Here is a 26,719-nt window from a genome sequence, read left to right on the forward strand (position 1 = left end):
GGTTCCGGAACCGGCAACCAGAGCAAGGTTTATATCAACAACCACCCTGCCATCCGCCACGAGTCCTGGCGTCAATATTTTCAGGAGCAATGACCGCATTCATCATTTTCTCCGGGCACATGCCCGATAGAGGCGATAGAATGCGACCACTGCGCGACGTATGTCTCGATCGGCTGCGAGTGCAAGAACCTGACAGGGTTTAACGGAAGAATTGTAGCGCATAAGCTCTTTTCTGTACAGAAAACGCATAACAACCTCCGCCGACACAGATACCGTAGCCTCGACAGCCGCCCTGATGTTCACAACCGGCCCGACACCCGGGACACTTCCGGAAACCTCCCGGATAGTGAGCGCCCGCCGATCGGCCTCCTGGGTCATGCGAAACTCGATACACCGGCCACCACTCTCTTCGAGAAAAACAGAAACCGGCTCTTTCAGCCTCCTTCCGGAGGGATAGTCGATGCGGGGTTCCGTACTCGCGAAACGTTCGTACGCTTCATAGATCGTCGACTCAATCTCCTGTGTGGTCAGACTCCGGTTAACAAGTGTCAGAAAAACGAACTGACAGAAATCCCTCAGGAATATCCGCAGTATCCCCCTCTCGCTCTCCTCCTGCATCATGGTTCGGTAATTGAAGAAAGCTACATAGCAGTATAGCATCATCGTCATCAATCGGGCATTACTCATTCCCTCGGTCTTCACCACCGGACAGAAGTTGTTATAGAGGTCCCAGTTGAAAGAGGTAATATTGTCCTGACTGCGGTACTCCTCATAAATATTCGTACCTGGATAGGGCGTCATTGCCATGAACAGCGCATTCCTGAGGCTGAGTGCCCGGGCAAAACCCGGATAAACCATCGTATCGGCTTCGGTCTCGCTGTGGTGCCCGACAATGAAATAGCCTTCGACGCCGATATCGTGTTTTCCAAGCAGTTCTATAGCCCTGGAAATATCGTCGAGAGTATTCTGCTTGTTCATCAACTCGAGAGTTGCAGGGTTCGGACTCTCGATACCGAGTCCTACCTTTCTCAGTCCGACCTTATGCAACTTGCCGAGAATACGTTCAGACCTGATCACATCCCTGGCACGGGTCTCGGTGACAATCCTGAAATTGGTCAACCCCTGCTCGATCATGAGGTCGCAAATCCGCTCGACCCGTTTGATGTTGGTCAGAAAGTTGGCGTCCCAGATTTTCAGCAGCTTTTTCTTCTTCGGATCGTGAATCAGGGCAATCTCCTCAACCACATTCTCCGCACTCCGGCCACGCCACTGTTTGTGCATCCTGTCATTGGCGCAGAACGAACACTTCCAGGGGCAGCCACGCGAAGTGTATATTGTCTCGATAGTATAGTCATGACTCTTCTCTCCGAACCGCTCGGGCCGGATCGAGCGGAGCGGAAAGCGGATCGAATCCACATCCCTGATCAACTCCCGAATTCCGGTATGGACAAATGTGCCGTTCTCTTTCCAGCAGAGCCCTTTCACGTCGCGCGACGGCCCTTTCTCGACCAGTTCCCGGAAGGTTGCCTCCCCCTCGCCGATCACCACCAGATCAGCAAATCCATGATCGAGCGCTTCCTCGGGCATCGCCGTCGGATGAAAGCCGCCCATCACCACCGTGACGCCGTATTTTCTGGCAATCCGCGAAAGCTTCACCGCGTTGTTGAAGCCGCCGGTCATCGAGGAGATGGCCGCAAGATCGAACGGCCGCTCCTGCAGCAGCCGCTCGAAACTGTCGAAAATCCCTTCGTTGTAATAGTTATCGGGCATCGCCATGCTTTCGGCGATATCCTCCACAGCGCTGGCGAGATAGCAGACGCCGATACAGTCGCTGATGAATCGGGGAAACGGCGTCACAATCGCCTGCGGAGCCTCGACGAAGCAGATGTTCCTGTAATACGCCATAGCCAGGTTTGGATTAAGATCAGGAAGGTGATGGAAGGAAATGCTAAGTTCCCCGGACTGGCGGATCCATCGTATACAGGTAAAATATACGCGATTCATATGACAAAAGAAGCTATCCCGGCACAATACCCCTTCATTGTGAAACATCAAGGGTTCGATGTCGCCTTGAACGGTATATCAAAACCCTTGCTTTGGCTCAGTAACTGAAAAAAAAAGCCGCCCCGGCAAACCACACCGGAACGGCTTCGATGAACTGGCTATTGTAATACTGCCAATCGCTCAGTTCCCGGCCATCATGGCCTCAACGTCAGCTTCAACCGTATCAATCGGTTTGATACCGAACTTCTCCACAAGAACGGCGGCAACGTTGGGCGTAAGGAACTGCGGCAGCGTCGGCCCGAGACGGATGCCTTTGACGCCGAGATAGAGCAGGGCGAGCAGCACGGTCACGGCTTTCTGCTCGTACCAGGCGATGTCGAAGGAAATCGGCAGGTCGTTGATGTCCTCAAGACCGAACACCTCCTTGAGCTTCAGCGCAATCACCGCCAGCGAGTAGGAGTCGTTGCACTGGCCTGCGTCGAGCACGCGCGGAATGCCGCCGATATCGCCGAGCTGCAGCTTGTTGTAGCGGTACTTCGCGCAACCTGCAGTGAGGATGACGGTATTATCCGGCAGCGCGCCTGCAACGTCGGTGTAGTACTGGCGCGAGTTGTGCCGTCCATCGCATCCGGCCATCACCACGAACCGCTTGATTGCACCTGACTTGACGGCATCAACCACCTTGTCGGCAAGTGCAAGCACCTGGTTGTGCGCGAAACCGCCCACAATCTCTCCGTTCTCGATCTCTTTCGGCGCAGGGCAGGTTTTTGCCTGTTCGATAAGGGCCGAGAAGTCCTTCTGGCCGCCTTCAGGACGTGCCTCGATATGCTTCAGGCCGGGATACCCGGCCATGCCGGTGGTGTACATTCTGTTGCGGTACGACTCGCGAACCGGCACGATGCAGTTGGTGGTCATGAGTATAGGGCCGTTGAACGACTCGAACTCGCGATCCTGCGCCCACCATGAGTTGCCGTAGTTGCCGACGAAGTGGCTGTACTTCTTGAATGATGGATAGTAGTGTGCCGGCAGCATCTCGCAATGGGTATAGACGTCCACACCGGTGCCTTCTGTCTGTTTGAGCAGATCCTCCATGTCGCGGAGGTCGTGTCCGGAGATGAGAATACCGGGATTCGTACCCACACCGGTCTTCACTGTCGTGATTTCAGGGTTCCCATAGGTTTCGGTATTGGCCTTGTCAAGCAGCGCCATGGCTTTCACGGCGACGGCTCCGGTTTCGAGCACCAGTGCGGTAAGCCGGTCGGCATCGAGATCCTTCAGAAGCGATGCAAGACCTTTCACATAGAACGAGTAGATCTCCTGATCCTCGTAGCCGAGCACGGCGGCATGGTCGGTATAGGCGGCAAGCCCCTTGATGCCATAGAGCACAAGGCTTTTGAGCGAACGCAGGTCTTCGTTTTCACTGAGAGCTTCGATACCGCAGGTGACGGCCTTCTCCAGGAACTCATCCCTCGTGCGCCCGTTCCAGTTTGCGGCGTCGTGCGACGGAACCGACGTCAGCATGGCGTTCAGTTCATCGCGCTTGTCGAGCGTCCGGCATATCTGGCTGACGATGGCATCGTCGTCGAAATTGGTGTTGGTGACCGTCACGAAAAGCGACTCGCTGACGAGGCGGCCGTACTCTGCCGGAACCGGTCCTTCGAGCGCTTCAGCACAGAGCGCGAGCCCCTCGGCAGCATAAACCAGCACGTCCTGCAGTTTCGCGGTCATATCGTCCTTGCCGCACACGCCGCGCGCTATGCAGCCTGTACCCCGGACGCTTTCCTGACATTGATCGCAATACATTCCCATAGTCTTATCCTCCGTTGTGTTGTTTTCGGGAAAGTTCCCTGTTTTTTAATTACGGGGACACAGAAGATCGGCTATCGTCCTGTCACCTGCCGCGCCCTCACTGTCCCCTTTCTTCTCTTTCAGTAAAGCCCTTTGCATGAACGCCGTACAGAGCAGGCGTTTGTTGTTCGGACGGCGATCTATGATCGCCGTGCAGTCCTCGATGGCGCCGTCGATCTCTCCAAGCTCGGCCCGTGCGATTGCCCTGTTGCCGTAAGCGGCAATCGCCTCCCGGAACCGCAATCCAAGCTTCAGCGCCATGGTATAATCCGCCTCGGCGCCCCCATAGTCGCCCGTGCTGCTGCGCGCATTGGCTCGATTATACCAACCTTCGGCATCTTCCGGGCGACGAGCGATTACCTTCGTAATCTCGTCAGCTGTGCCGCGATACCCTCCAAGTGCGTCCTTCAGCATTTCACACCCACTCCTCTCCCAGCGTGTCGCCCTGCACGCCGATCACTATTTTCCTGACCGGAACCTTGCGCTTTGCGCGCTTCAGCGCTTCGGACACAATCGACATAAGCCCTCCGCAGCATGGCACCTCCATGATGGCGACAGTGATGGTGTTGATGCGCGCATGATCGATCATGGCAGCAAGCTTTTCGACATAGACATCCATGCCGCTGTCGAGCTTCGGACATGCAACGGCAAGCGTTCTGCCGCGAAGCAGCCTGCGGTGGAAATCACCCGCAGCGAAGGCCGTGCAGTCGGCGGCGAGCAGCAGATCAGAACCCTCGTAATAAGGCGCCAGGGGGGAGACAAGGTGCAGCTGAACCGGCCACTGACGCAGTTCGCCGGACACCGGCATATCGCGTTCAGCAGGTGTTGCCGAAGCCTGTCCGTTAGCGGAACGGAAGTCCATGGTCCTGCTGCCGGGACATCCCCCGCCATGATGGCGATGTGCAGATGGCGCATGTTCCGTCTGATGACACGACGCAGCATGCGAAGCTTCGATAACATGCTCAAGCGGATTCCCGATACCCTCTTCTTCGAGACATTCGATCGCCTCACGCAGAAAATCGTGAGCCCCATGATCGCGAAGATGGACAAGATGGGCGGCGATCACGTTTGCCCCCCCCCTGATGATGCTCTCGCGCATGACGCGTTTCTCGTCGTAAGGCTCCGCCTCCCTTGTCTCGATCCTCATGGCCCCTGTCGGGCAATGCCCTATGCAGGCCCCGAGCCCGTCGCAGAAAAGGTCGCTCACAAGCCTCGCCTTGCCGTCGATAAGCTGCAGCGCCCCTTCGGGACATCCCGGAATACAGTCGCCGCACCCGGTGCATTTCCTTTCATCTATGGTGATTATCTGTCGTTTCATGCCTGTGTCATCCTTTGTGGTTCGTTCTTCATATCCCTTTCTTTCCCTGCAATCGCTCCGTTCTCCCCTGCCGCAGCGGCTGCCGGAATGCATCCGTGAGCACTCCTTGTGTTGGCTGCATCCAGATCGCGCATCAGTTTGCCTATCGTGATGCTGTCGAACTCCCTCCCGAACACCTGCCCGATACGCATGATCTCATGACGCAGCACGCAGCGTGCGCGATTTGAGCATATCTGCCTGCGGAACATGCACTCCGAGACCTGCACCCTGCCCTGAAAAATCTCTATCAGCTCCCTGATCCGTATTTCGTCCGGATCTTTTGCCAGCTTGAAGCCGCCGCTCGCGCCCTCTTTCGAAACCACAAGATCATGGCGGATCATCTCCTGAAGAAGGCGGCGAAGAAACTGGTAGGGAATATCATGCTCCCGGGAAATAGCCCTCGCCGAGAGATAGCCACCTCTGGCAGCGCCAAGGGTGAGCAGGGACCGGATTGCGTAATCAGTATTTTTGGTCAGTACTTTCATGGCAGCCTCCTTAATTGATACCAATTTAGTATCAGTTAATTGAAAACAAAAATCTTTTTTAAAAATTCCCATAACCCACTCCCCCGAAAAAAAATGCTTTTCGGACGCATACCGGAAACTGCGGACTTACAGAACAACTTCATTCAGGAGAAACGAAGCCGGCTGAACTTTCCGCATCCGGCTTCATGTTCTTATATTATCAGAACGCCGAACAGTATGACCCTCGGCACAACCCGATATTCCTGCACATCATGCTGCAACTAAGAACCGCTGGTTACATGGCGCTCGATCTGCTCCGTGAAAGCAGGGCATTACCACCGTCATGGAACGATACCTCCGAGCTCGGAAGGAAGACGGACAACCTCATGCGACGGTTTTATGCAGAACGATCTGCCGTATCGAAAAAGCTTGGGGGAAGTTTTTTTATCGAGGATCTGCTTGACAGAAGCCTGCGTACCGATGAAACTGAAATCATGGACAGCCTTTCAGTTCCAATGCCAGAGAGACTCGAACTGGTCCGCGCGCTTGACCGCCAGAACAGATTCATGGGGCTGTATACCCATTATGCGAAACTGATTTTTCCGCTGGTTCGCGAACTCTCATCGAAAAAGCAACGGAAGATCCGGCTGATCGAAATAGCCTGCGGATCAGGCGGACTCGCCCTGGCCCTTGCCGCAGAAGCCGCCAGGCAGAATCTGCCCCTGTCGGTGACCGCCTCGGATATCGTTCCGCTCTACATCGAGCAAGGCGAAAATGAGGCTCGCCGAAGGGAACTCCCGGTGCAATTCCTTCTGCTTGACGCCTGCAGACTGGATGAATCCTGTAAAGAGGAATTCGACATCACGCTTATCTCCCACAGCCTCCACCATTTCTCGCCGGGAGAAATTGCCGTCATGATAGCTGCTTCGGCTGCAAGAGGATCATCGGCATTCATTGGCATCGACGGATATCGAGATCTTCTGCTCGGCATCGGCATGCCACTGGTGGCCGCATTGCAATCCATTCCGGCTTTCGCCATGGACGGACTGACCTCGGCAAGGAAATTCTACTCGGAACCGGAGCTGAGCCTGATAGCGGAATCAGCCGCAGGATCAGGATGCCACACAATCAATCACTCATGGCCGACAAGCGTTCTGACCGTCCGTTTCGACACAGCAAAAACAATACCATCGAAAACAACAAGCCAGAGGAGAACGGATCAATGAACATCGGAAAACTTGCAACCGGGGCGATTATCGTCTTTGCCGCAATTCAGGTCATACCATATGGCCGCGATCACCGGAATCCCCCTGTCACCAGCGAACCATCCTGGGATTCGCCGGGAACCCGTGAACTGTTCTTCCGGGCCTGCAGGGACTGCCACTCGAACGAAACCGACTGGCCATGGTACAGCAACATCGCCCCTGCATCATGGCTTGCACAGATCGATGTGAACATCGGGAGAGAGAAATTCAACGTATCCGAATGGGGACGCAAAGGGAAAAACGAAGGCGATGAAGCGGCCGAAGAGGTTCGCCGCGGAAAAATGCCCCCGTGGTTCTATCTGCCGGCCCACCCCGAAGCGAAACTTGACGATACCGAAAAAGAGGATCTGGTTCGCGGGCTTGTTGCAACTTTCGGAGAAAAGAAGCAGAAGAACGACGAAAAACACTGAGAACGAAAACATAACGATCACATCCGGCAGGTTCCGGGCTGGCTGACGTGCCGCCGGTCCGGCGCCGTCAATCAAAAGCGGAAAATCGCTTCCCGGCTGATATCCCGTTTTTGTTTCTTCACGAAAGCATATACCTTACACCAGGTACCTGTGCCTGCTTCCCAGGCTCGGCTTTAATCCGGATTATCCGCCCTATATGAGTTCTTCAGTGCATATCAGAAGTTCGATACTCGCCGAACAGCGATATTTTCTTCACATCAGCCTGTTTATCGCCACCGCTTTCTGCACGCTCTGGGCCGGAGCGTTCTGGTCGGGCCATCCCGTAAGGCTCGACAACCCTGCAATATTTCTCTCCGACCTCGCAAAGGGGGCACCCTATGCGGCATCGCTGCTTCTTTTCCTCGGCGTACACGAGTTCGGCCATTTTTTTGCGGCTCTTCACCACCGGATACGGGCAACCCTGCCGTTCTTCATTCCCGTTCCTCCGTTGCCATTCCTGCTCAATCTCGGAACCATGGGCGCGGTCATTAAAATCAGGGAACGGATACCCGATACGAAGTCGCTGTTCGATACCGGAGCCGCCGGCCCGCTCGCGGGCTTCGCGGTATCCCTCGGCCTGCTGGTTTATGGATTTCTCAATCTTCCGCCGGAAAGCCATATCTATACTGTTCATCCGGAATACATCGCTATGGGAGGCATCCCGGACAACCCTCCGGAAGGCACCCTTTATCTGGGTAAAAACCTGCTCTGGATGCTGCTCGAACAGTCGATCCGTCCGGATCGGCTGCCCCCGATGACTGAAATGTACCATTACCCCTTCCTCTTTACAGGATGGATCGGCTCGTTCGTGACGGCCCTCAACCTGCTGCCCGTCGGACAGCTTGACGGCGGCCACATCATCTACGCCATGTTCGGCAGAAAAGGTCACCTGAAAGCCGCCTCGGTTTTTTTATGGTTCATCTTTCTGCTCGCCCTTCCCTCGTTTATCGAACTGACAGGAGCGCTCTTCCTTCCCGAACTGCGTCTGCCGATTCCCGAAACCATCATGCAGTGGTCATGGCCCGGGTGGATGTTCTGGTTTATCATACTCTGGAGGGTAATCCGCACCGGACACCCGCCGACCGCGTTCGATCATCGGCTCGACAGCCGGAGAATGGCTGTCGGCTGGATAGCCATTCTCATTTTCATGCTCTCATTCACACCTGTACCGTTCGGCATAACATGAAACACTCCGGTCAGGAACATTACCTGCTCGACTGCAGGGACACCATGCTCGACCTGCGCAAAAGCCCGGCCGTCATGGGAATTGTCAACCTCACTCCCGACTCGTTTTCCGACGGCGGAAAATTCGGCGACCAGGCCGGTTTGCCTGATATCGATCTGGCGGTAGAGCACGCCCTGCAGATGGTGCGGGAAGGAGCTGCCATTATCGATATCGGCGGAGAATCAACCCGTCCCGGCGCGGAACGCATCGCTGCAGTCGATGAAATACGGCGTACTCTCCCGGTCATCGCCAGGCTGCGGAAGCAAACCGACGTGCTCATTTCCATCGACACATACAAGGCCGAAGTCGCCGAAGCCGCTCTAAAGGCCGGAGCCCAGATCGTCAACGATATTTCAGGATTCAACTTTGATCCTCTCCTTCCTGCTGTCTGCCGGAAACACCGTGCTGCCGCTGTGCTCATGCACACCCCCGTCACACCGCAGGCCATGAAATGGAGCCAGGAAACGACAAGCACTGAAAACGATGTGACTGCAACCGTGATGGAATGCCTGAAGGAAGCCGCAATAAGGGCACGAAATGCCGGAGTCGAAAGCATAGTACTCGATCCCGGATTCGGTTTCGGCAAGAGCGTCGATGAAAACTTCATGCTGCTCGGCAACCTTTCAAGGCTGCGGAAACTCGGCTATCCGATTCTTGCCGGAGTATCCAGAAAGTCTTTTCTCGGCGAGGCGATCAGAAAAAACGGCAAAACGCCGCCTCCGGAAGAACGGCACGAAGCCACAACTGCAGCGCAAACCATCGCGCTCCTGAACGGAGCCTCCATCATAAGGGCTCACGATGTAAGGGCAGCCACACAGGCGCTCGCTGTAGTCGAAACCATGAAACACAGTCACTTATAAAGGGCCGCAAAGGGTATTTCCGGTTTACCCCGTATTATATTACCCTGCTGTTCCTATCCGCCTGAACGGAATTGTAAAACAAGAGCGAATGCATGTACCTTTCTAAAATCGAGCTCTTCGGGTTCAAGAGTTTCGCGCACAGGATAAGAATATCCTTCGACAAAGGACTCACTGCCATCGTAGGACCGAACGGTTGCGGAAAAACCAATGTCGTTGACGCCATACGCTGGGTGCTCGGCGAGCAGCGCACATCCCTGCTCCGTTCGGCAAAAATGGAGAACATCATTTTCAACGGCTCGAAAAACCTGAAACCTCTCAGTCTGACCGAGGTATCCATCACTATCGAGAATACCCGCAATGTCCTGCCTGTGGAATATACGGAAGTTACGGTAACGCGCCGGCTTTACCGGAACGGGGAGAGCGATTACCTGCTCAACCAGGTTCCCTGCCGTCTCAAGGATATACTCGACCTGTTTACCGATACCGGCATGGGCAGCGATGCCTATTCGGTGATCGAACTGAAAATGATCGAGGAGATCATCAGCAACAAAAGCGAGGAACGTCTGAAACTCTTCGAAGAAGCCGCCGGCATAACCCGTTATAAACAGCGAAGAAAACAGACCTTCAAACAGCTTGAAAGCGCATCGAGAGACCTTTCCAGGGTCGACGACGTGGTGGCCGAAGTCGAAAAAAAGGTACGCAGCCTTAAACTGCAGGTAAAAAAAGCCGAAAAACTCAGGGAGATCAGGGAGGAGATAAGGAAACTCGACCTTCTGCTCGGGGGGATCGTCCTGCATGAACAACTCGAAAAACTCGGTCCTCTTAAAAAGCGGATCGAACGCGAAGAAGCCTTGTGTCACGAGCTTGCCGCGACCATCGCACTGAGCGACAGCAGATTACAGGCAAACGAACTGCTGCAGCTCCGGCGCGAAGAGGAGCTCTCCCTCGCCCGGAAACGTCTCAATGCAGGCAATACGGCGATTCATGATCTTGAAAAAAAACTGCTGCAGCTCGAGGAAAAACAAAAAAACCTCGCGGCCGCGTATGGCAGCAGCCGTCTTTCCCTTCAGGAGAAGCAGGAAAAAACCCTCACGATCGAACGTCGGCTGAAGGAACTCGACGAACGGAAACTGCCGCTTGAAATCTCCTGTAACGCGAAGCTGGAAGAATATCGCCTGCTCCTGTCGGAACATGACCGGCTGAACGCCGAACTGCAGGAACAGCGCAATGCAATCGCAGGAAAAAGACGGAATGCCGCCGATATCGAAAAAACCGTCGGCAGGCTTCTGCTGGCTCGACAAAACCTTGAAAACCGCAGCGAACACCTTCGCTCGTCGCTGCAGCGGGCAGGGATTTCCAAATCCGCTGCCGCCGCTCATATAGGCAACCAGCAGGCCCTCCGAAAAAACATCGAAGGAGAGATAGCGCTTCAGAAATCCCGGATAGCGGCAGCAAAGGAGAAAGAAGCCCGACTGAACAGTGAGATGGAGAACATCTCGGCTGCTATAGAGACCCATCGGGAAGAGATGCTTTCAATGAAAACCGAACGCAGCCATATCGATAACAGTATCGCTCTGTTCAATGCCGTTCTCCAAAATTTCGAAGGGCTGCCGGAAGGAATCGCCTTTCTCGAAAAGCATAAAGCCGGAGAAACTGCGCCCGGCTGCCTTTCGGACCTGATCGCACTCGATGCCGCCCACAGGAAAGCTGTGCATGCCGCACTTGGTGAAGCGCTCAGTTATTATGTCTGCCGTTCTCCTGAAGAAGCCCTGAAGGCAATGAAACTCCTGCAGCAATCGAAAAAAGGCAAACTGCACTTTCTGGTACTCGATCTGGTCAGAACCCCTGAAGACAGCTCGAAAATAGCGCCTGAAGGCACCATGAGGCTGATCGATCTGCTGAGCTTTCCTGAAGAACTCGCCCCTTCGCTGGAACTGCTGATCGGTAACTGCTGTCTGGTCAACACCCTTGAAGAGGGGGAAAGACTCTCGAAACATTGTATGGAATCGGTATTCGTAACCCCGGATGGCGACAAGTTCAACGCAAAAGGCATCATCTACGGAGGCAGTCCTCAAGACAGCGAGATACTCCGGCTCGGAAAAAAGGCCGAACGGGACCTTCTGATGAAAAAAAAGTCCGAAATAAGTGATCAGATCGACAAAGCCGAATCGGTACTGATCGGGCTCCGAAGCAAATCGGAATCCATCGCCTCCGAAATAAAACTGCTGGAGATCGAACCGCTGCTCTACGCACTCACGCATCTTGAAAAAAAACTTGCCCTTGCCGAGGCTGAAGAAAACTCTCGCAGGGAGATGCTCAAACAGGCCGAGCAGGAGATTGCCGAATTCGCTTCGCGCCATGAAGAACTCGAACGGGAAACCCAGGCGCTTGAACCGGAAATAGCACATCACGAACAGCAGCTCCGGCTCATGCAGCAATCCATCGGAAAAGCCCAGGAAATACTCGCCGAGTTCGAATCAAGGCACCACCGGTCAAGCCATGAACTGCAATCCCGTCAGAGTCTGCACCGTGACGCGGTGCTTGAACTTGAAAAACTGCAGTTCAGCATCAATGCTTCGCGTCAGACCCTCAAAGCCGTTGAGGATGATATCAGAAAGCTTGAACGTAACGCTGCGGATACCCGAAAAAGCATCGGAGAAACAGAACGGACATCTGCGGAACTGAAAAACGAACTGGAACAACATCTCGTAAGAGCCGCAGAAGAACAGGAATCGCAAAAAACACTTGAAACAATCTGCCGCGAACTGCAGGCAGGCAATCAGGAAGCCCGGAACGCACAACGAGAACTGCGAAGAAAACACGACATAAGCCGGGAACTGGTTACAGAACTTCAGAATGAACAGATCCGATCCGAACAGCTGCTCGATCATCTTCTGACCGCTGTCAAGGTCCGCCATAATTGCGATCTCGATGCCGTCGACCCTTCGGAACTGCCCGGCGGTTTTAACCGGCCGGAGGAGGAAAAACGTCTCGAAACCCTTCAGAAACAACGGGAGCAGTTCGGAGCGGTCAATGAACTCGCGCTCGAAGAATACGAAACGGAAAAAGAGAGGCTCGATTTCCTCCTGGCCCAGAAAGCAGACCTGCTCTCGGCGGAAAATCAGCTGCGCAGCACTATTGAGGAAATTAACAAAACCGCGCTCCAGAAATTCAGGGAAACCTATGCCGCGGTAAGAAAAAACTTCATCACTATCTTCCATGAGCTTTTCGATCCTGAAGACGAAGTCGATCTGCTCGTCAGCAGCTCCGAAGACCCGCTCGAAGCGCATATCGAAATCGTAGCGAAACCCAGAGGCAAAAAGCCGCTCTCGATCGAACAGCTCAGCGGAGGCGAAAAAGCCCTGACCGCGCTTTCGCTCCTCTTCGCGATCTATCTCGTCAAACCCAGTCCATTCTGTATTCTCGACGAAGTGGACGCTCCCCTCGACGACGCCAATGTGGGGAGGTTCATTAAACTCTTGAAAAAATTTGAGAATAACACTCAATTTATTATTGTTACGCACAACAAGAAATCCATGGCATCATGCCAGGCACTGTATGGCGTAACCATGGAGGAAGAAGGGGTGTCGAAACTCATTCCCGTCCGCCTTGAAAAATCGGGGCTCTGAACCCGCAGTAGGTTTTTATGCTGAAAAAACTCGTGTTATTTGATATAGACGGAACGTTGCTCAAGGTGGGCAACATCAACAGGCGCATCCTCATGGAAGCGCTCGTTGAAATCTACGGCACCGAAGGCAGTGCCGCAACACACGATTTTTCGGGCAGGATGGACAGCACCATCATTTATGACGTACTCGGCGATACCGGAATCGCAAGAGAAAAAATCGAAGAAAAGTTCGAAGCGGCAAAGCAATCCTACATCAGAAGATTTCGAAAAGAGACGCAAAAATCGGACATCACCCTTCTGTCAGGTGTACCTGAACTGCTCAGGAACCTTGCCGGACGCGCTGACATCCTTCTGGGTCTGCTCACAGGCAATTTTGAAGCATCCGGAAGGCACAAACTCCATCTTCCGGGTATCGACCACTACTTTTCATTCGGTGCATTTGCAGACGACGGCATGCATCGAAACGATCTCCCGCCTGTAGCGGTCGAACGCGCTTACCGGATAACCGGCAGACGGTTCACCGGCTCAGACATCGTCATCATCGGCGACACCGTCCACGACATAACCTGCGCCCGCGTGCTCAACGGACGCTCCATCGCTGTTGCAACCGGGAACTTCTCCATAAACGATCTCCGGAAACACAATCCTTCCGAACTGTTTGAAAACTTAAGCCGGACGGAATACGTTATCCATTCGATACTCAAACCGTAACACTCAATCGACCGCTCTTATATGAAAACCTATCGACGCCAGATCAGGGAAAAAATATTACAGGCACTCTACACCATCGAACTCCGCGACACCGATATAGATTCCGCAGCCGGATGGCTCCTGACCACGGAAATAATCGAGGACGCCAACGCCATGAAGTTCTTCAACCTGCTCATCGGGAGCATAAAGGAGCATATGCATGAGATCGACCGCTATATCGCCGATCATACCTTCAACTGGGACATGAACCGGATTGCCATTATCGATAAAAACATCCTCCGGATGGCCCTTGCAGAAATCCTCTATTGCGAGGACATACCGCCGAAAGTCTCGATAAACGAAGCGATAGAGATTGCAAAAAAATTCAGCAGCACAGACAAAAGCAGCAAATTCGTGAACGGTATTCTCGACGCGATTTTCAACGATCTCAAGGCACAGGGAAAAATCCATAAAAACGGCAGGGGGCTGATCGATCATTCGACCGCGAAACTGCAGAAAACCGCACCGGAAAAATAACCTGTCAGTTGAACAGACCGAACAGACAGATGCAGAGCATACCTTCTGAAAACAACAGGATCATTGCCATCGGAGATATTCACGGTTGCCATCGCTCCCTGCTGAACCTGCTTGACACTATCGGACCGCAGGCTTCCGATCAGCTTGTTTTTCTCGGAGACTACATCGACCGGGGTCCAGGCTCGAAAGAGGTGATCGAAACCCTCATCGAACTCCACAGATGCCATACCTGTTTTTTTCTCATGGGAAACCATGAACTGATGTACCTGGATTACCTTGATACACGGGACCCTGTAAGCTGGTTCTATAACGGAGGACAGGCCACCCTGTTTTCGTACGGCAGCGACGACGGACTCGACCTTCCCGAAAAGCATGTCGATTTCATGCGGAACTGCCGCCCTTTTCTGGAAACCGAGAACTATTTCTTTGCCCACGGAGGGCTGGACCCCGAACTGTCTGTCGCGGACAACCTGAAGTATTACAAACCCGAAGAGTTCTGCTGGCAAAGGGTGCATATGAGAACGTCGTTTCTTGAAAGCAGAAGCTACCGGTGGGAAAAAACCCTGGTCTGCGCACACACGCCTGTCCCCAAACCGGTGATGCTCGACCGGCTCATAGCCATAGACACCGGTTGCGTCTATAACGAAAATCCGCTCCTTGGCAAACTGACGGCAGTCCTGCTTCCGGAACGGAAAATCATGCAGACCGACAACATCGACTGAACACACATGACCATCGCCGCAGAGAAAAAAATCGCCGTCATAAGGGAAATACTCGGACGGGTCTACCCGGACCCGAAAAGCGAACTTGTTTACGAAACCCCTTTCCAGCTGCTTATCGCAACCATTCTTGCGGCACAGTCAACTGACAAACAGGTCAACATCCTTACAAAAGAGCTTTTCAGAGTCTGCCCCGACGCGACGGCGATGAGCAGGATGGATCTCGATTCGATCACAAGCCTCGTCCGCTCTATCAACTATTTCAACAACAAGGCGAAAAACATCCTTGCCGTCAGCCGGAAACTTGTCGAAGAGTATCAGGGAGAGGTGCCCGCATCGAGAGAAGCGCTGGAAAGCCTGCCGGGGGTCGGCAGAAAAACGGCAAACGTGGTGCTCAGCAATGCCTTCCGCCAGCCGGTCATGCCGGTCGATACCCATGTGCACCGGGTATCGAACCGTCTCGGACTGGTGCATACGTCAAAACCCGAAAATACTGAAGCAGGACTCATCGCCATCATTCCCGAGGAGTGGGTCATCGATTTCCACCACTACCTCCTGCTGCACGGCCGCTATACCTGCAAGGCAAAAAAACCCGAATGCGGGAAGTGCCAGCTCCGGGATATCTGCGACTGGCCGGATAAAGATTAACCCAGCTCTATCTTACGATCCACGGCGTAGATCCACTCGCCTTCGGGACGCTGGCGGTTTCCTGCCCAGAGTTCAAGCGTTATGCCTTTCGACTCGGAAACGGGAGAGGTGAATATCTCGATCTGATAGAACAACTCGTCGAACAGATCGGCCCAGGCGCTCTCCTCTTTGCCGGAGAATGCCGGCATGGGCACAAGCGACATTTCGCCTGCAAGAAAGTAATCGGTGATGTAAACAAAACTGTCAGGCATCAGAAACCCGCCTCGAAAGGTCCCTCTCGAATGCTTCACGCCGGGCACTTCTACCCAGAATTCGAGCAGCGAATCAGCGCCAAGCTTTCCATCCGCAGCGAGTTTTTCGAGCAGCTGCCGAACGGTCCCGGCAACAAGCGCCTTATTGGAGCCGGACAGCTCATGCATTTTAAAATCGGGAGTATGATCTCTCATAAAAGGCGTGGTATTATGGTGGATGAAAGCTGTGACCTTAGCTGTAAATATAAACCTGTTTCGTTTTCTTATCAACCGTTACCCTGAAGAACCTCGCCATTGTATACGGCCCGGCGCATTCCCCTGACAGAATTGCAGAGATAGATGAGGTCTGCGGAGACGAGATCTTCGGGAAAGAGCGGCTGCTCCCGGCAATCGGTACGCGTATCGAGAAAATAATTCCTGCAGATACCGGCAAGCAGCCCGGAAGAGCGCGGAGGCGTGCAGTAGCGCCCGTCTTTGCGGACGATCACATTGGCAATAGCCGATTCGGCAACTTCCCCCCGTTCATTGAGAAACAGGACGTCGTCATAACCGCGTTCCTGCGCCATACGGAAAAAGCGGTCCGGGAATGTCCTTGCAGTCGTCTTATGATACCTAAGGATATCGGATGAATCGACAGGTTCCCCGCAAAGACAGAGCCTGAGCGGCTCCAGGGAAGGAGATGCGGGAACCTGTTCATGCGTAACCCTCATGGATCCGTCAACCGAAAGCTCCAGCCGAACCTTGTAACGCCCTCCTCGATCGGCAAGTTCGCCATCAAGATCCTGCAGAAGGCGTTCGGCAAGCCCGACATCAAAACAAATGCCGAGGCCAGCAGCCGATGCTCGCATCCTTTCGATATGTTCGGAAGCCCAGAGCATGCGACCGTTCCAGAGCAGACTCTCGAAAATCCCGCAGCCTGCGCCAGCTGCGCCGGTCAGAATACGAGCTTTGAGCAGGCATTCGCCATACTCCTGCTGCGGATCGGAATCCCAGACGATACCGCTTCCCGAACCGTACATACCATGGCCTGCGACAAGTTCGAGAGTACGGATGGCTACGCTGAACACCATATCCCGATCGGGCTGCATGAAGCCGATGGCTCCGGTATATATTCCTCTCGATGAGGGTTCAAGCCTGTCGATCAGTTCCATTGCCCGGATCTTGGGTGCCCCGGTCACGGAACCGGATGGAAAAAGCGCCCTGAAGATATCGAACAGTTCCACCTCATTCCCGAGCTTTCCCCGAACGGTCGATACCATCTGGTGGAGGGTGGGGTATGTTTCCAATGCAAACAGATTCTCCGTAACAACGGAACCAGGGACACAGATCCGGCCAAGATCGTTGCGCAGCAGGTCAACGATCATGAGATTCTCGGCGCGGTTCTTCTGGCACGATACGAGTTCCTGACGCTTCAGAGCGTCCTCTCCGGAGGTCGAGCCCCTCGGAGCCGTACCCTTCATAGGCTTCGTTTCGATGAATCCATCTCCGCACCGGAAGAACAGTTCAGGCGAAAGAGAGAGAACCGTCCGCTCGCCGGTATTGAGAAAAGCCGAATAGGCGGCCGGCTGGCTGCGGCGCAGCTCGGTAAAAAGCGCCGAAGGAGATCCTTCGAACGGAAAACGGAACCTGCCCGTCAGATTGACCTGATAGACGTCGCCTGCTGCAAGACGTTCCCTGATGGCAGCGACAAGTTCGGCATATTCCTGCCTGTCGTAGCCGAACGGGATGGATTCAGGCAGCGAAAACCCGCCGCGATCCTCCCCGGCAAGAAACGCTTCGAGCGCATCTCCGGCAAAACGCCCGGGTTCACCATAGACTCCGAACCAGGCCAGCGGCTCATCCGGAGCGACCTTGCGCAAACAGTCCGCCGAATTCCTTTCGAATCCGTAACCTGCCTCGTAACCGATCCAGCCCGCCAGAAAAAAACCCGCATCAAGCCTTGATTCAAGCTCCGAAAAAAAATCGCGCAAACCGGAAAGCGAACGAAGTTCCAGTATGTCCACCGGATCGGTGAACAACAGGGCCTTTCCGCCGCCGGCAGCATCCTGACCGGGAGTTTCGAACCAGATCGATCCGTAACCGGCAAGAACGCCTCCAGGGAATGACCTGCCTGAATCGGACTCAATCATGAGCGGAAAATTCGAAAACGATGACACACTGCAGCACCTCTTCGAGCCAGGACTTCATAAGCTCCGCTGCCCAGATTTCGATATCGGGCTCATCTCTGCCCTGCAAGGCTATGACGATCTTCCCGGAACCGGCAGAGGCCTGCAGCGACAGGATATTCTGGCGATGGCCCCGTTCGAGCCCGTTTGCCACCCGAAGGATTCCCGAAAGCACATCGACGGCTTTCCGGGAAGCAGGCCTGAGCTGGGCGTACAGAGAGTGCTTTTCGGAAGGGGGGGATTTCCGGTGGTAACGAGCCACATTGCCTATGATGAGGGTCTCTGCAGGAGTGAACCCCCTGAGATCGGCGTTCATGATGATATACTGACTGTGCTTGTGATGCGAGGAAATCGAAATGAAGGTGCCGACATTGTGCAGCAGCGCCGAATATTCGAGCAGTTCGCGGTACCTCCCGTCGAGACCATGCGCCGCACGAAGCTGATCGAAAAGCTGCAGACAGAGCATGGCCACCTGCTCCGAATGCGCCCGGTTCCAATTGCATCGGAAACCAAGTTCGTAGACGCTCTCCCTGCGTATATCGAGTTCGGTCTGCCGTGAGCCGTCATCCATCTGCTGCAGATAGTGCAGCACCATTCCTTCACGCAATGCCGATCCCGATATGATGATTTCGCCGAGATCGAATGTCCTGAAGATGGCGTCGAAAAGGACAAGACCCGGCACGATCAGATCGACGCGTTTTTCGTCAAGACCGGTCAGCTTTCTCCGTTCAGCAGAACGAAGCGGCAGCACGGTCCTGTACAGGCGATTGAAATCCCTGCGACTCAGGGACATATTGTTCAGAGGAGATTCGGCTTCATCACCGTTCATCGACCGGATCATCCGGGCAATATTCTCGGCAGTTCCCGACGATGCGATGCCCCGTCTGACCCCAAGCTCGGAGGCCTTGTCGGCCGCAGAAACCATCTCGGCGGCAAAGAACTGTCTGAGCAGGCTGATCTCATGTTCGGAGACCGGATCGGACATGACGAAACGCTCGAACATTCTTGCAACGCCTATCTTACGGCTTTCAAGCAGCTTGACGCCGAAACGATCGGCAATGACAAACTCGACAGAACCGCCGCCTATATCGAAAATCAGATCCGGAACGGTTCCGAGCCGAACCGCGTTTCTGACGCCGTAATAGATGAACTCGGCCTCTTCCCTGCCGGAAATGACCCTGATCCGCAAACCGGTCTCTTCCCGTACCCTGCGAATGAATTCGTTCTGGTTTCTCGCTTCGCGGATTGCGCTCGTGGCAAAAGCGATGATATTTTCCGATGCCACCCCATGCTGCCGGGCAAGCACGAGAAAATTTTTCAGCGCGGCGACGCCCGCCTGCATGGCTTCCTCGCCAAGCAGTTTCGAGGAAATGCTCCCCTTGCCGATGCAGATCATGTCCTTCACCCGGTCGATCTCCACAATCCCTTTCTGCAGACTCTCCTCGACGATCACCATGTGAAAGGAGTTGGTGCCGAGGTCTATAGCCGCCACCCGAAGCGCATTCGATGCCATACCGCAAATGCTGGATAAGGTTGAAAAGCAGCTGTAAAGTAACGGATTTGCAGGGCAATATGCAACAAAGGCAGAAAGAAGCGCAGCCGGAAAACCCTGAACTGAAAAACCCTGCCGGATCGGCAGGGTTTTTCAGCTCTCCGGGCTTCATGCGAAGCGCCGGAACAATGAGCATGCGTGAAACCGCAGCTTAGAAGTAGTAGTGTGCGCCGAGAGATACGAAGGTACCGTCAAGGTTGACATCGAAATCAAAATCATCCTCTTCATAGCTCACATTGTGGAATTTATAGCCGACCTCGAAGTTCAGGCCAAGTTCCGGAAGCTCGGTGAAGTTGTACTCTGCGCCAAAGAAAGGATTGATGGTATAGACAGTGATATCACCATCAAGAACATCCACATCATCAGCTTCTGCGTTGACGCTGCCGATACCGCCCTCAAGACCGACATAAAAACGGCTGTTCTCCTTGACGATCGGAGAGTACATGAGCTTCAGGGTGCCCAGAAGGAGATCGCCGTGGCCGTCAAAAACCTCTGTTCCTGATTCCTCAACATCGAAACCAGCTCTGCCGTAGAAAAGGTTGAGCTCACCGCCGAAATTCTCGGTAGCCCAGTAACGGCCGCTGATACCCTGAAGGATATCACCGGCGAAAACGCCCTGATAACCAAGTCCGAATTTTCCGGTCATGGGATTCTCAGCAGCAACTGCCGAACCTGCACCAAGCATGACAGCAAGACCTGCTGCTACAACTGCTTTTGTCATTTTCATGATTGTCTTTCTCCGTTTTTTTCTTCGTGATAGTAAAAGAAACGATATCGCCGCAGCAGAAGGGGGCAACCGTCTACCGGAATCTGCCGCTTCCGTCGCCGATATTCGATAGAAATAATAATGATCTTTTTTCTTTTCCGGCAATATTTTTATCACTTATTCGATAATCGTCTTTATAATAAGCACTTACAGACACACCCCCCGCGAATTTCAGCCGATAGCGCGCTGATTCACCGATCCGACACGCACTGCGCTTCCTCATCAATGGTTTTCGCTGTATATTGACCCGGAAAGCCGATCGACAACGCACTGGAACCCTGACGGACGTGACCGACAAACCCTGCAGACAACCCGGCAACACGGAACACCGTTCCGACCGCCTTGGACTCAGAGCGGAAGTGGCCCGAAAAGCCATTCATCTGTCGTCGATTTCAATCGCCGTAATCTACTGCCATATCAGCCGCGATCTCGCGCTGCTGCTGCTTGTGCCGCTCTTTTCCGGCTTCTTTCTGGTCGATCTGCTGAAAAACGTTTCGGCGCCGGTAGCAGCATGGTACCATCGCAGCTTCGGAGCCATGCTCCGGGAACACGAACTTGAAAAAGATCATCTGCACCTCAACGGAGCGACCTGCATAACGCTTTCGGCTCTGCTGCTGGTGCTTTTTTTTCCAAAAGTTATCGCTGTTGCTGCTTTTTCGATGGTCGCGGTTTCGGATACCGTTGCCGCACTCGCAGGAAAAGTGTTCGGCCGGCACCGGTTCGGCCATAAAAGCCTCGAAGGCAGCGGCGCTTTCCTGCTCTCGGCAATCGCCATCGTCGTGCTCGTCCCCAATCTCAACCTGCAGGCCGGACTGCTGATGGCGGTTACTGCAACACTGACCGAAGCGTTCGTGATCCGCATAGGGGGCTTCAAGCTCGACGACAACCTGACGATTCCGCTTGTCAGCGCTGCGTCGGGCATGATCTGTTACCTGTTTTTTTTTCCCGAACAAGTTGCGGCGCTCTCGTTCTGCCGTTGAACCCCGACCATTCATGCAGACTATCGTAACCGATTCTCCGGAGGAGGCCGCCGGATACCTGAACGCAGGCGGAATCGTGGCGTTTCCCACCGAAACCGTCTACGGCCTCGGAGCCGGCATCTGCCATCCCGAAGCCGTGAAAAAGATTTTCCGGGCGAAAGGAAGGCCTGCGGACAACCCGCTGATCGTGCATATCCCGAAACCGGAGGATATCGACACCGTAGCAAGGGAGATCGGAGAGGCGGCGAGAAAACTGATCCGGCATTTTTTTCCCGGCCCGCTCACCCTCGTTCTGAAAAAAAGCGGCATGGTTCCCCCCGAGGTAACCGCCGGTCTCGATACCGTGGGCATTCGGTGCCCTTCAAGCATAATTGCGAAAAGTTTTCTCGGCTTCTGCCATTGTCCGGTAGCTGCACCTTCGGCAAATATCTCCGGGCGGCCGAGTTCAACGAGCTGGAAAGCCGTGCTGTACGACCTGGAAGGAAAGATAGACTGCATTCTGAAGGGAGATCCGAGCGACATCGGCCTCGAATCGACTATCGTCGATTGTACGGGCGCACAACCGCTGCTTCTGAGAACAGGTGCTGTTACCATCGAGGAGTTGCAGTCCGTCGTCCCGGAAATCGGAACCGCCGTAATCAGCAGCAACGACGACGAACCGCCGAAAAGTCCGGGGCTGAAGTACCCGCATTATGCGCCTGTAGCCCGTATCCGGCTCTGTGCGACCGACGGACCCTTCGCGCCGGAAGCGGACACCTCATCCGCATGGATTGGCCTTACGCAACCGCATGCTTCAGCAGCTTTCGCGATTGTACGGCAGTGCGGTACGACCGGGGAATATGCGCGGATCCTTTTCGATTTTTTCAGGCAGTGCGACGCACTGGGCATCGACACCATCTACTGCGAACTGCCTCCTGACGAGGGAATCGGACGAGCCATCAGGGACAGGCTCACGAGGGCCGCAGCCGGTCGCTGAAAAACGGGACTGTCAGAACTTCAGGGAACAGCCGAAATGGAAGGTGCCCGGAGCGCTTGTATTTCGCTGATCGTCGCCGCTGCTGTATACTTCCCGATCGTCATACCAGGTAGTCTCGAACTTGCCGCCGACTTTCAGATTTTTCGTCACATCCCAGGAAACCAGCACGAAAAACGCCTTTCCCCTTCCGTTGAAACCGGTCGTATTGAACACCAGCGGCAGATCGTCTTCGTAAACATAGATGGCGGCATCGTAATCGTCGGTATTGAACATGGTGAACCGGCCTTTCAATCCGAACCGTCCGGCTTTGTATCCCGCCTGCTGATAGACAAGCCACCCGTAACAGGTTTCATCTCCGGCAAGAAAATCCTTGACGACCCGCTTGACCTCACTCCTGGTTCTCAGGGTAATCCTTCGCGAAGCATCGATATCGCAGTCAAGACGAATCCGGTCTGTAACCTTCGGCAACGGTGCATATATTTTCTCCTTATCATTGCATGCAAGTGAGCCATCGGGACACTGCCTGAGAGCGACCTCCTTTTCCCTGTGCTGCATCTGCAGGTTCCATGTTACCGAACGGGATTGCTTCCAGGCAAAGAAAAGACGGGAATCATGCCCTGACGAAGGATAGGGATCGTCCTTTGTATCGAGTTTCGGGAACCGGAACCGGTCATGATAGGCGCCAACGGAAACTGTTTTACTCAGGGCGGCATCGATACCGATATAAATTCCCTGCTCGTTCGAACCGCCCTCTCCCCTTTCGGCGAAGGCTCCGGCAAATGGAGAATAATACCCCTCTGCATAGTCCCTGACGGCAAGGAGCAGGTTTACTTTCGGTAACAGCCGATATTCAGCACCGGCGATCCAGGATATGCTGCCTTCAGGCCTTTCCGACCACGCCGCCTCGCCGAAAAGACCGAGGCGGCCGACGCTGACATCTGCCTCGATGCTGCCGAGCGCCGACGATCCGTGGCCATCACCGAGAACATTCAGTGTCTCACCGTAATCATAGCGAAGCAAGGTACCCCCGGCAGTTCCCTTTACCGCTCCAGCAGCAAAATGGTAGAGCACGCTTGCTCCGTAAACACTTTCAGTCACGTTGTCTTTGCGATCACGCTCTGAATCGGTCCGATGATAGCCTGATTCATCGAAACTCGTGATCGGTCCTGTCGAATTGCGCGCATCGACCTTGTTCGCGGAATAAAAAGCGGTCACTTCGAGCGGAGCAAGATCGAGCGTAGCCGCAACTCCCTGGAAGAAACCGTACTCCGAACTCGACGCATATGGAGTGAGCCGTTTCGATGCAAGTCTGACGCTGTTTGAGGGTTCAGAGCCTTTCGACAGAAAACGGCTCTGCCCTATGAGAAGACCCTGCCCGGCATTGATTTCGTAATTGCCCAATACGGCGGTTTTCACGATTCCAAGATCCGACGCGGCGAGGCTCAGCGAAAGGAAATCCGCGGCATCGGGTTCTCCGATATCCTTGTCGTGCACAAGGCTGACGCGGTAATTTGCATAATTGAGCTGAAGCCGGTTATAGAGCTTGTACTCGTCGCCCGGATAGCGCGGTACCGGATTTTTTGCAGTCGGAAACAGCCCATTGCGCGGAGTGGTGTCCCAGAGAATCCTGCCGGTATAGCTGCCGCTCACGACGTCCGGCACTGCTGACTTCTTATCGGCAAGTCCCCGTTCTTCTGCGCTGAGGAATGAAATGTAGGGAATGATGGATTCGGCTTTATCCCGACCAATAACATCACTCAACGTCTGAACCGTTACAAAGGGACCTTTCGAACGCCGGTAGTCGATGATGGCCTGCACATCACCGCCGTTGAGCCATGGCAACTCGCGCAACGCATCAGGCTCCGCCTCATTGATATCTATCTTTCTCTCTTTCAGCTCTTCGAGGCGCACCTCCAGTTGTTCGACGTTACCCGAGATACGCTCCTGATCGAACAGATCCTCCAGACTCTCCGCATGAGCTTGCGGGATACCGTCGCGGAGAATAAAAAACAGGGAAATAAACGCCACAACCCGATGCATGGTCAGGCGTTTGCGAAAAAAGCGGAAATCGGTCATGTTCAGCAATGTTTTTCATGACCGCATGCCATCTCAGACAGTAATGCCTGCCTGCTGATGGAGCTGCTGAACCTCCTTTCGGCTGAGATACCTCCAGTCGCCACGCCTGAGGTCCCCGGCCGCAAGGCCGGCATAGGCAACGCGATCGAGCCGTTTAACCTCGAAGCCGAGGGTTTCGAACATCCTGCGAACCTGATGATTCTTGCCTTCGTGAATACTCAGCCATATCTGCAGACCGTCGTCGAGTATCCTTGCCTGGCAGGGCATCACTTTTTCACCGGTATCTTTCAGTCGCATCCCTCCCGTAAGCTGAAGAAGCAGCGCATGCGGAAATTTGTTATCCAATACCGCAATATACTCCTTTTTCACACGAGACGAAGGATGCATTAATTTATTTGCAAGATTTCCGTCATTTGTCAGCAACAGCACCCCTGTGGTTTTCCTGTCCAGCCTGCCGACAGGGTATACCCGCTCCTTGACGATAACGTGATCGATAACAGTATCCCGATTCTTCTCGTCACGATTTGTCGATATGACATTTCTGGGTTTATTGAAAAGAATATACACTTTTTTTGCTTCCGGCAGCGCGAGCATGCGGCCGTCGACAATGATTTCATCGGCAGAAGGATCGATTTTCAGGCCGGCTTCCGCCGTCACCCTGCCGTTCACCATAACCCTGCCCGCCGCTACGATCTCGTCTGCCATGCGCCGTGAAGCGATACCGCACATGGCCAGATATTTGTTTATCCTGACTGTCTGCTTTTCTTCGATCTGTTTTCTCATGTAAACAAGCTTATAATAATGTATGAGTCGGGGCTCCTTCTTCCCGTCCGGTTCCGGCCAGATATTCCGACTCCTCTTTTTCCTGAAGAATCTCCCGGATCTCCCGAAGCCGCGGAAGATCACGAAGCGAGTGCAGGCCGAAAAGGTCGAGAAACTCTCTGGTCGTTCCGTACTGGAGAGGCCTACCCGGCGAATCGGCCCTTCCGGATACGGTAATGTAGCCGCGTTCGAGAAGTCGTTCTACCGCATAATCGGGGCTGGTGCCCCGAAGCTGCTGTATCTCTCCTTTGGTGACGGGCTGACGATAGGCGATAACCGACAGCACTTCGAGTACCGGCTGAGAAAGTTTTCTTCGGATTTTCGGAGCAATCAGCCGCTTCAGAAGAGCGGCATATTGCGGCTCGGTAAGAAAACGATACCCGCCGGCGACAGGGCGTATGCGAAAGGTCAGGCCTGCTGCGGCATAGTCTGCATTCAGACCGGCGACGATTGCGTCGAGCTGGCCGGCCGTCAGATCCGCCCCGGTCGCCTGCCTCAGCATCGAAAGGGTTGCGGGATCCTCGGAGGCAAAAACCACTGCCTCTACCTGCTGCTGTATCGGCAATCCGGGTTCGTGCACTGCAGTATTTTATCCGCGCTTGTTGAACGAGAAGGCCGTAAAACTGCTCCCGAAAGGATTAACGGGTTCTGGCCGTTGAAAAATTGCGGTCAAGGCAAATTCCTCCCTCGTAGTTGTACCATATCTCCTGGCAGGGAAAATTGCACTCGTAGAGAGCCTTGCCGATAATGACGGAATCAACGCCGTACTGCTGAAGCTGCACGAGCCGCCGGAGATCTTCCGAGCTCGTCACGCCTCCGGAAGCGGTTATTTTCATGCCCGCTTTCCCTGCAAAACGCTTCGTGCTTTCGTAACCGAACCCCTGCATCATGCCATCGCGGGAGATATCGGTATAGATGATCCGTTCGATACCGATTTTCTTCATCTCAAGGGCAAGTTCGTAATCCTGCATGCCGCTGCTTTCCGTCCACCCCTTTATTCTGGGAATGCCATTCTCGGCATCGATGCCGACCACGATACGCGAAGGGCGGTAACGGGTCAGCAGGTCGGCGATCAGCTCAGGATTTGTCACGGCGGCAGAACCGATCACTACCCGACTCACGCCGATATCCAGATACCTCTTTACCGCTTCGAGCGAACGAATGCCTCCGCCGACCTGGATTGGAATATCGAGCGCCTCGACGATCTCCCTGATCTTGTCGAAATTGACCGTCTCGCCGGTCAGGGCAGCATCGAGATCGACGACGTGCAGCATTTTGGCATTCTGCTTGCGCCAGATGATTGCCATATCGAGAGGGTTGTCGAGGTAGATTTTCTGCTGGTTGAAATCTCCCCTCGTAAGACGGACACATTTTCCGTCCCTGATATCTATTGCAGGAATAATCAGCATGTCTGTAAACGCATAAAGAGCTGAATCA

Annotated in this window: 25 protein-coding genes; 12 read left to right on the forward strand and 13 right to left on the reverse strand. The window is 54.1% G+C overall.

Annotated elements, in window-relative coordinates; genetic code table 11:
- Window positions 1-102: 102 nt before the first annotated feature.
- From K4305_RS02480 to K4305_RS02500, 5 genes are all read right to left on the reverse strand, one after another.
- A complete protein-coding gene (locus tag K4305_RS02480; RefSeq protein WP_331560756.1) occupies window positions 103-1,905 on the reverse strand; it encodes a B12-binding domain-containing radical SAM protein in 1,803 nt (600 codons plus the stop codon).
- Window positions 1,906-2,184: 279 nt separating this feature from the next.
- Entirely contained in the window at window positions 2,185-3,813 is a 1,629-nt protein-coding gene (gene hcp, locus K4305_RS02485) for a hydroxylamine reductase (protein WP_331560757.1), read from the reverse strand.
- A gap of 45 nt (window positions 3,814-3,858) precedes the next feature.
- Complete coding sequence (locus K4305_RS02490) at window positions 3,859-4,266, reverse strand: tetratricopeptide repeat protein (RefSeq protein ID WP_331560758.1); 408 nt, start codon at window positions 4,264-4,266, stop codon at window positions 3,859-3,861.
- A 1-nt stretch (window position 4,267) separates the two neighbouring features.
- Window positions 4,268-5,170, reverse strand: coding sequence for an ATP-binding protein (locus K4305_RS02495; protein WP_331560759.1), 903 nt, complete (start codon window positions 5,168-5,170; stop codon window positions 4,268-4,270).
- Window positions 5,167-5,694 carry an RrF2 family transcriptional regulator gene (locus tag K4305_RS02500; protein WP_331560760.1) on the reverse strand — a complete coding sequence of 176 codons (528 nt, stop codon included), beginning with the start codon at window positions 5,692-5,694 and terminating at the stop codon, window positions 5,167-5,169. Before K4305_RS02500 ends, K4305_RS02495 begins: the two co-directional genes overlap by 4 nt.
- Before the next feature lie 251 nt (window positions 5,695-5,945).
- Here K4305_RS02500 and K4305_RS02505 point away from each other — a divergent pair, with 251 nt between their 5' ends.
- The 9 genes from K4305_RS02505 to nth all read left to right on the forward strand — a co-directional run bounded on the left by K4305_RS02505 (window position 5,946) and on the right by nth (window position 15,694).
- Complete coding sequence (locus K4305_RS02505) at window positions 5,946-6,899, forward strand: class I SAM-dependent methyltransferase (protein WP_331560761.1); 954 nt, start codon at window positions 5,946-5,948, stop codon at window positions 6,897-6,899.
- A complete protein-coding gene (locus tag K4305_RS02510; RefSeq protein WP_331560762.1) occupies window positions 6,896-7,348 on the forward strand; it encodes a heme-binding domain-containing protein in 453 nt (150 codons plus the stop codon). Before K4305_RS02505 ends, K4305_RS02510 begins: the two co-directional genes overlap by 4 nt.
- Before the next feature lie 196 nt (window positions 7,349-7,544).
- Window positions 7,545-8,573 (forward strand): site-2 protease family protein, encoded by a 1,029-nt coding sequence (locus tag K4305_RS02515; RefSeq protein WP_331560763.1) that lies wholly within the window; start codon window positions 7,545-7,547, stop codon window positions 8,571-8,573.
- Window positions 8,570-9,472, forward strand: coding sequence for a dihydropteroate synthase (folP, locus tag K4305_RS02520; protein ID WP_331560764.1), 903 nt, complete (start codon window positions 8,570-8,572; stop codon window positions 9,470-9,472). Before K4305_RS02515 ends, folP begins: the two co-directional genes overlap by 4 nt.
- Before the next feature lie 92 nt (window positions 9,473-9,564).
- Window positions 9,565-13,101 (forward strand): chromosome segregation protein SMC, encoded by a 3,537-nt coding sequence (gene smc, locus K4305_RS02525; protein WP_331560765.1) that lies wholly within the window; start codon window positions 9,565-9,567, stop codon window positions 13,099-13,101.
- 17 nt (window positions 13,102-13,118) lie between these two features.
- Complete coding sequence (locus tag K4305_RS02530) at window positions 13,119-13,811, forward strand: HAD family hydrolase (RefSeq protein WP_331560766.1); 693 nt, start codon at window positions 13,119-13,121, stop codon at window positions 13,809-13,811.
- A gap of 21 nt (window positions 13,812-13,832) precedes the next feature.
- Window positions 13,833-14,327, forward strand: coding sequence for a transcription antitermination factor NusB (nusB, locus tag K4305_RS02535; protein ID WP_331560767.1), 495 nt, complete (start codon window positions 13,833-13,835; stop codon window positions 14,325-14,327).
- A 29-nt stretch (window positions 14,328-14,356) separates the two neighbouring features.
- Complete coding sequence (locus K4305_RS02540; protein WP_331560768.1) at window positions 14,357-15,049, forward strand: metallophosphoesterase family protein; 693 nt, start codon at window positions 14,357-14,359, stop codon at window positions 15,047-15,049.
- A 6-nt stretch (window positions 15,050-15,055) separates the two neighbouring features.
- Window positions 15,056-15,694: an endonuclease III gene (nth, locus tag K4305_RS02545; RefSeq protein ID WP_331560769.1), complete on the forward strand. Its 639-nt coding sequence runs from the start codon at window positions 15,056-15,058 to the stop codon at window positions 15,692-15,694.
- Here the strand turns inward: nth and K4305_RS02550 are convergent.
- The 3 genes from K4305_RS02550 to K4305_RS02560 form a co-directional block, all read right to left on the reverse strand.
- Window positions 15,691-16,140, reverse strand: a complete 450-nt coding sequence (locus K4305_RS02550) for a hypothetical protein (protein WP_331560770.1) — start codon at window positions 16,138-16,140, stop codon at window positions 15,691-15,693. The two genes, nth and K4305_RS02550, sit on opposite strands and share 4 nt — an antisense overlap.
- Window positions 16,141-16,211: 71 nt before the next feature.
- Window positions 16,212-18,101 carry an aminodeoxychorismate synthase component I gene (gene pabB / locus K4305_RS02555; protein WP_331560771.1) on the reverse strand — a complete coding sequence of 630 codons (1,890 nt, stop codon included), beginning with the start codon at window positions 18,099-18,101 and terminating at the stop codon, window positions 16,212-16,214.
- Entirely contained in the window at window positions 18,067-19,623 is a 1,557-nt protein-coding gene (locus tag K4305_RS02560) for a Ppx/GppA phosphatase family protein (RefSeq protein WP_331560772.1), read from the reverse strand. The genes pabB and K4305_RS02560 overlap by 35 nt, the downstream gene beginning before the upstream one ends.
- Window positions 19,624-19,682: 59 nt before the next feature.
- Here K4305_RS02560 and K4305_RS02565 point away from each other — a divergent pair, with 59 nt between their 5' ends.
- Window positions 19,683-19,817 (forward strand): hypothetical protein, encoded by a 135-nt coding sequence (locus K4305_RS02565; RefSeq protein ID WP_331560773.1) that lies wholly within the window; start codon window positions 19,683-19,685, stop codon window positions 19,815-19,817.
- Here K4305_RS02565 and K4305_RS02570 read toward each other — a convergent pair.
- Window positions 19,814-20,389, reverse strand: a complete 576-nt coding sequence (locus K4305_RS02570; protein ID WP_331560774.1) for a hypothetical protein — start codon at window positions 20,387-20,389, stop codon at window positions 19,814-19,816. The two genes, K4305_RS02565 and K4305_RS02570, sit on opposite strands and share 4 nt — an antisense overlap.
- A gap of 326 nt (window positions 20,390-20,715) precedes the next feature.
- Here K4305_RS02570 and K4305_RS02575 point away from each other — a divergent pair, with 326 nt between their 5' ends.
- Window positions 20,716-21,408 carry a diacylglycerol/polyprenol kinase family protein gene (locus K4305_RS02575; protein WP_331560775.1) on the forward strand — a complete coding sequence of 231 codons (693 nt, stop codon included), beginning with the start codon at window positions 20,716-20,718 and terminating at the stop codon, window positions 21,406-21,408.
- A 13-nt stretch (window positions 21,409-21,421) separates the two neighbouring features.
- On the forward strand, window positions 21,422-22,384 hold the full coding sequence (locus K4305_RS02580) for an L-threonylcarbamoyladenylate synthase (protein ID WP_331560776.1): 963 nt from the start codon (window positions 21,422-21,424) through the stop codon (window positions 22,382-22,384).
- Between the two features lie 12 nt (window positions 22,385-22,396).
- On the opposite strand, the gene K4305_RS02585 is transcribed toward K4305_RS02580, so the two are convergent.
- The 4 genes from K4305_RS02585 to hisA form a co-directional block, all read right to left on the reverse strand.
- Window positions 22,397-24,460, reverse strand: a complete 2,064-nt coding sequence (locus K4305_RS02585) for a ComEA family DNA-binding protein (protein WP_331560777.1) — start codon at window positions 24,458-24,460, stop codon at window positions 22,397-22,399.
- A 33-nt stretch (window positions 24,461-24,493) separates the two neighbouring features.
- Complete coding sequence (locus K4305_RS02590) at window positions 24,494-25,243, reverse strand: pseudouridine synthase (RefSeq protein ID WP_331560778.1); 750 nt, start codon at window positions 25,241-25,243, stop codon at window positions 24,494-24,496.
- 10 nt (window positions 25,244-25,253) lie between these two features.
- A complete protein-coding gene (gene scpB / locus K4305_RS02595; protein ID WP_331560981.1) occupies window positions 25,254-25,841 on the reverse strand; it encodes an SMC-Scp complex subunit ScpB in 588 nt (195 codons plus the stop codon).
- Between the two features lie 79 nt (window positions 25,842-25,920).
- On the reverse strand, window positions 25,921-26,691 hold the full coding sequence (gene hisA, locus K4305_RS02600) for a 1-(5-phosphoribosyl)-5-[(5-phosphoribosylamino)methylideneamino]imidazole-4-carboxamide isomerase (RefSeq protein WP_331560779.1): 771 nt from the start codon (window positions 26,689-26,691) through the stop codon (window positions 25,921-25,923).
- Window positions 26,692-26,719: the final 28 nt, after the last annotated feature.

This window comes from Chlorobium sp. (assembly GCF_036528655.1).
GTDB lineage: Bacteria > Bacteroidota > Chlorobiia > Chlorobiales > Chlorobiaceae > Chlorobium.

Coding starts and splice junctions, on each gene's coding strand:
- K4305_RS02480 (WP_331560756.1), bottom strand. CDS start 1,905: ATGGCGTATTACAGGAACATCTGCTTCGTCGAGGCTCCGCAGGCGATT.
- hcp (WP_331560757.1), bottom strand. CDS start 3,813: ATGGGAATGTATTGCGATCAATGTCAGGAAAGCGTCCGGGGTACAGGC.
- K4305_RS02490 (WP_331560758.1), bottom strand. CDS start 4,266: ATGCTGAAGGACGCACTTGGAGGGTATCGCGGCACAGCTGACGAGATT.
- K4305_RS02495 (WP_331560759.1), bottom strand. CDS start 5,170: ATGAAACGACAGATAATCACCATAGATGAAAGGAAATGCACCGGGTGC.
- K4305_RS02500 (WP_331560760.1), bottom strand. CDS start 5,694: ATGAAAGTACTGACCAAAAATACTGATTACGCAATCCGGTCCCTGCTC.
- K4305_RS02505 (WP_331560761.1), top strand. CDS start 5,946: ATGCTGCAACTAAGAACCGCTGGTTACATGGCGCTCGATCTGCTCCGT.
- K4305_RS02510 (WP_331560762.1), top strand. CDS start 6,896: ATGAACATCGGAAAACTTGCAACCGGGGCGATTATCGTCTTTGCCGCA.
- K4305_RS02515 (WP_331560763.1), top strand. CDS start 7,545: ATGAGTTCTTCAGTGCATATCAGAAGTTCGATACTCGCCGAACAGCGA.
- folP (WP_331560764.1), top strand. CDS start 8,570: ATGAAACACTCCGGTCAGGAACATTACCTGCTCGACTGCAGGGACACC.
- smc (WP_331560765.1), top strand. CDS start 9,565: ATGTACCTTTCTAAAATCGAGCTCTTCGGGTTCAAGAGTTTCGCGCAC.
- K4305_RS02530 (WP_331560766.1), top strand. CDS start 13,119: ATGCTGAAAAAACTCGTGTTATTTGATATAGACGGAACGTTGCTCAAG.
- nusB (WP_331560767.1), top strand. CDS start 13,833: ATGAAAACCTATCGACGCCAGATCAGGGAAAAAATATTACAGGCACTC.
- K4305_RS02540 (WP_331560768.1), top strand. CDS start 14,357: ATGCAGAGCATACCTTCTGAAAACAACAGGATCATTGCCATCGGAGAT.
- nth (WP_331560769.1), top strand. CDS start 15,056: ATGACCATCGCCGCAGAGAAAAAAATCGCCGTCATAAGGGAAATACTC.
- K4305_RS02550 (WP_331560770.1), bottom strand. CDS start 16,140: ATGAGAGATCATACTCCCGATTTTAAAATGCATGAGCTGTCCGGCTCC.
- K4305_RS02560 (WP_331560772.1), bottom strand. CDS start 19,623: ATGGCATCGAATGCGCTTCGGGTGGCGGCTATAGACCTCGGCACCAAC.
- K4305_RS02565 (WP_331560773.1), top strand. CDS start 19,683: ATGCAACAAAGGCAGAAAGAAGCGCAGCCGGAAAACCCTGAACTGAAA.
- K4305_RS02570 (WP_331560774.1), bottom strand. CDS start 20,389: ATGAAAATGACAAAAGCAGTTGTAGCAGCAGGTCTTGCTGTCATGCTT.
- K4305_RS02580 (WP_331560776.1), top strand. CDS start 21,422: ATGCAGACTATCGTAACCGATTCTCCGGAGGAGGCCGCCGGATACCTG.
- K4305_RS02585 (WP_331560777.1), bottom strand. CDS start 24,460: ATGACCGATTTCCGCTTTTTTCGCAAACGCCTGACCATGCATCGGGTT.
- K4305_RS02590 (WP_331560778.1), bottom strand. CDS start 25,243: ATGAGAAAACAGATCGAAGAAAAGCAGACAGTCAGGATAAACAAATAT.
- hisA (WP_331560779.1), bottom strand. CDS start 26,691: ATGCTGATTATTCCTGCAATAGATATCAGGGACGGAAAATGTGTCCGT.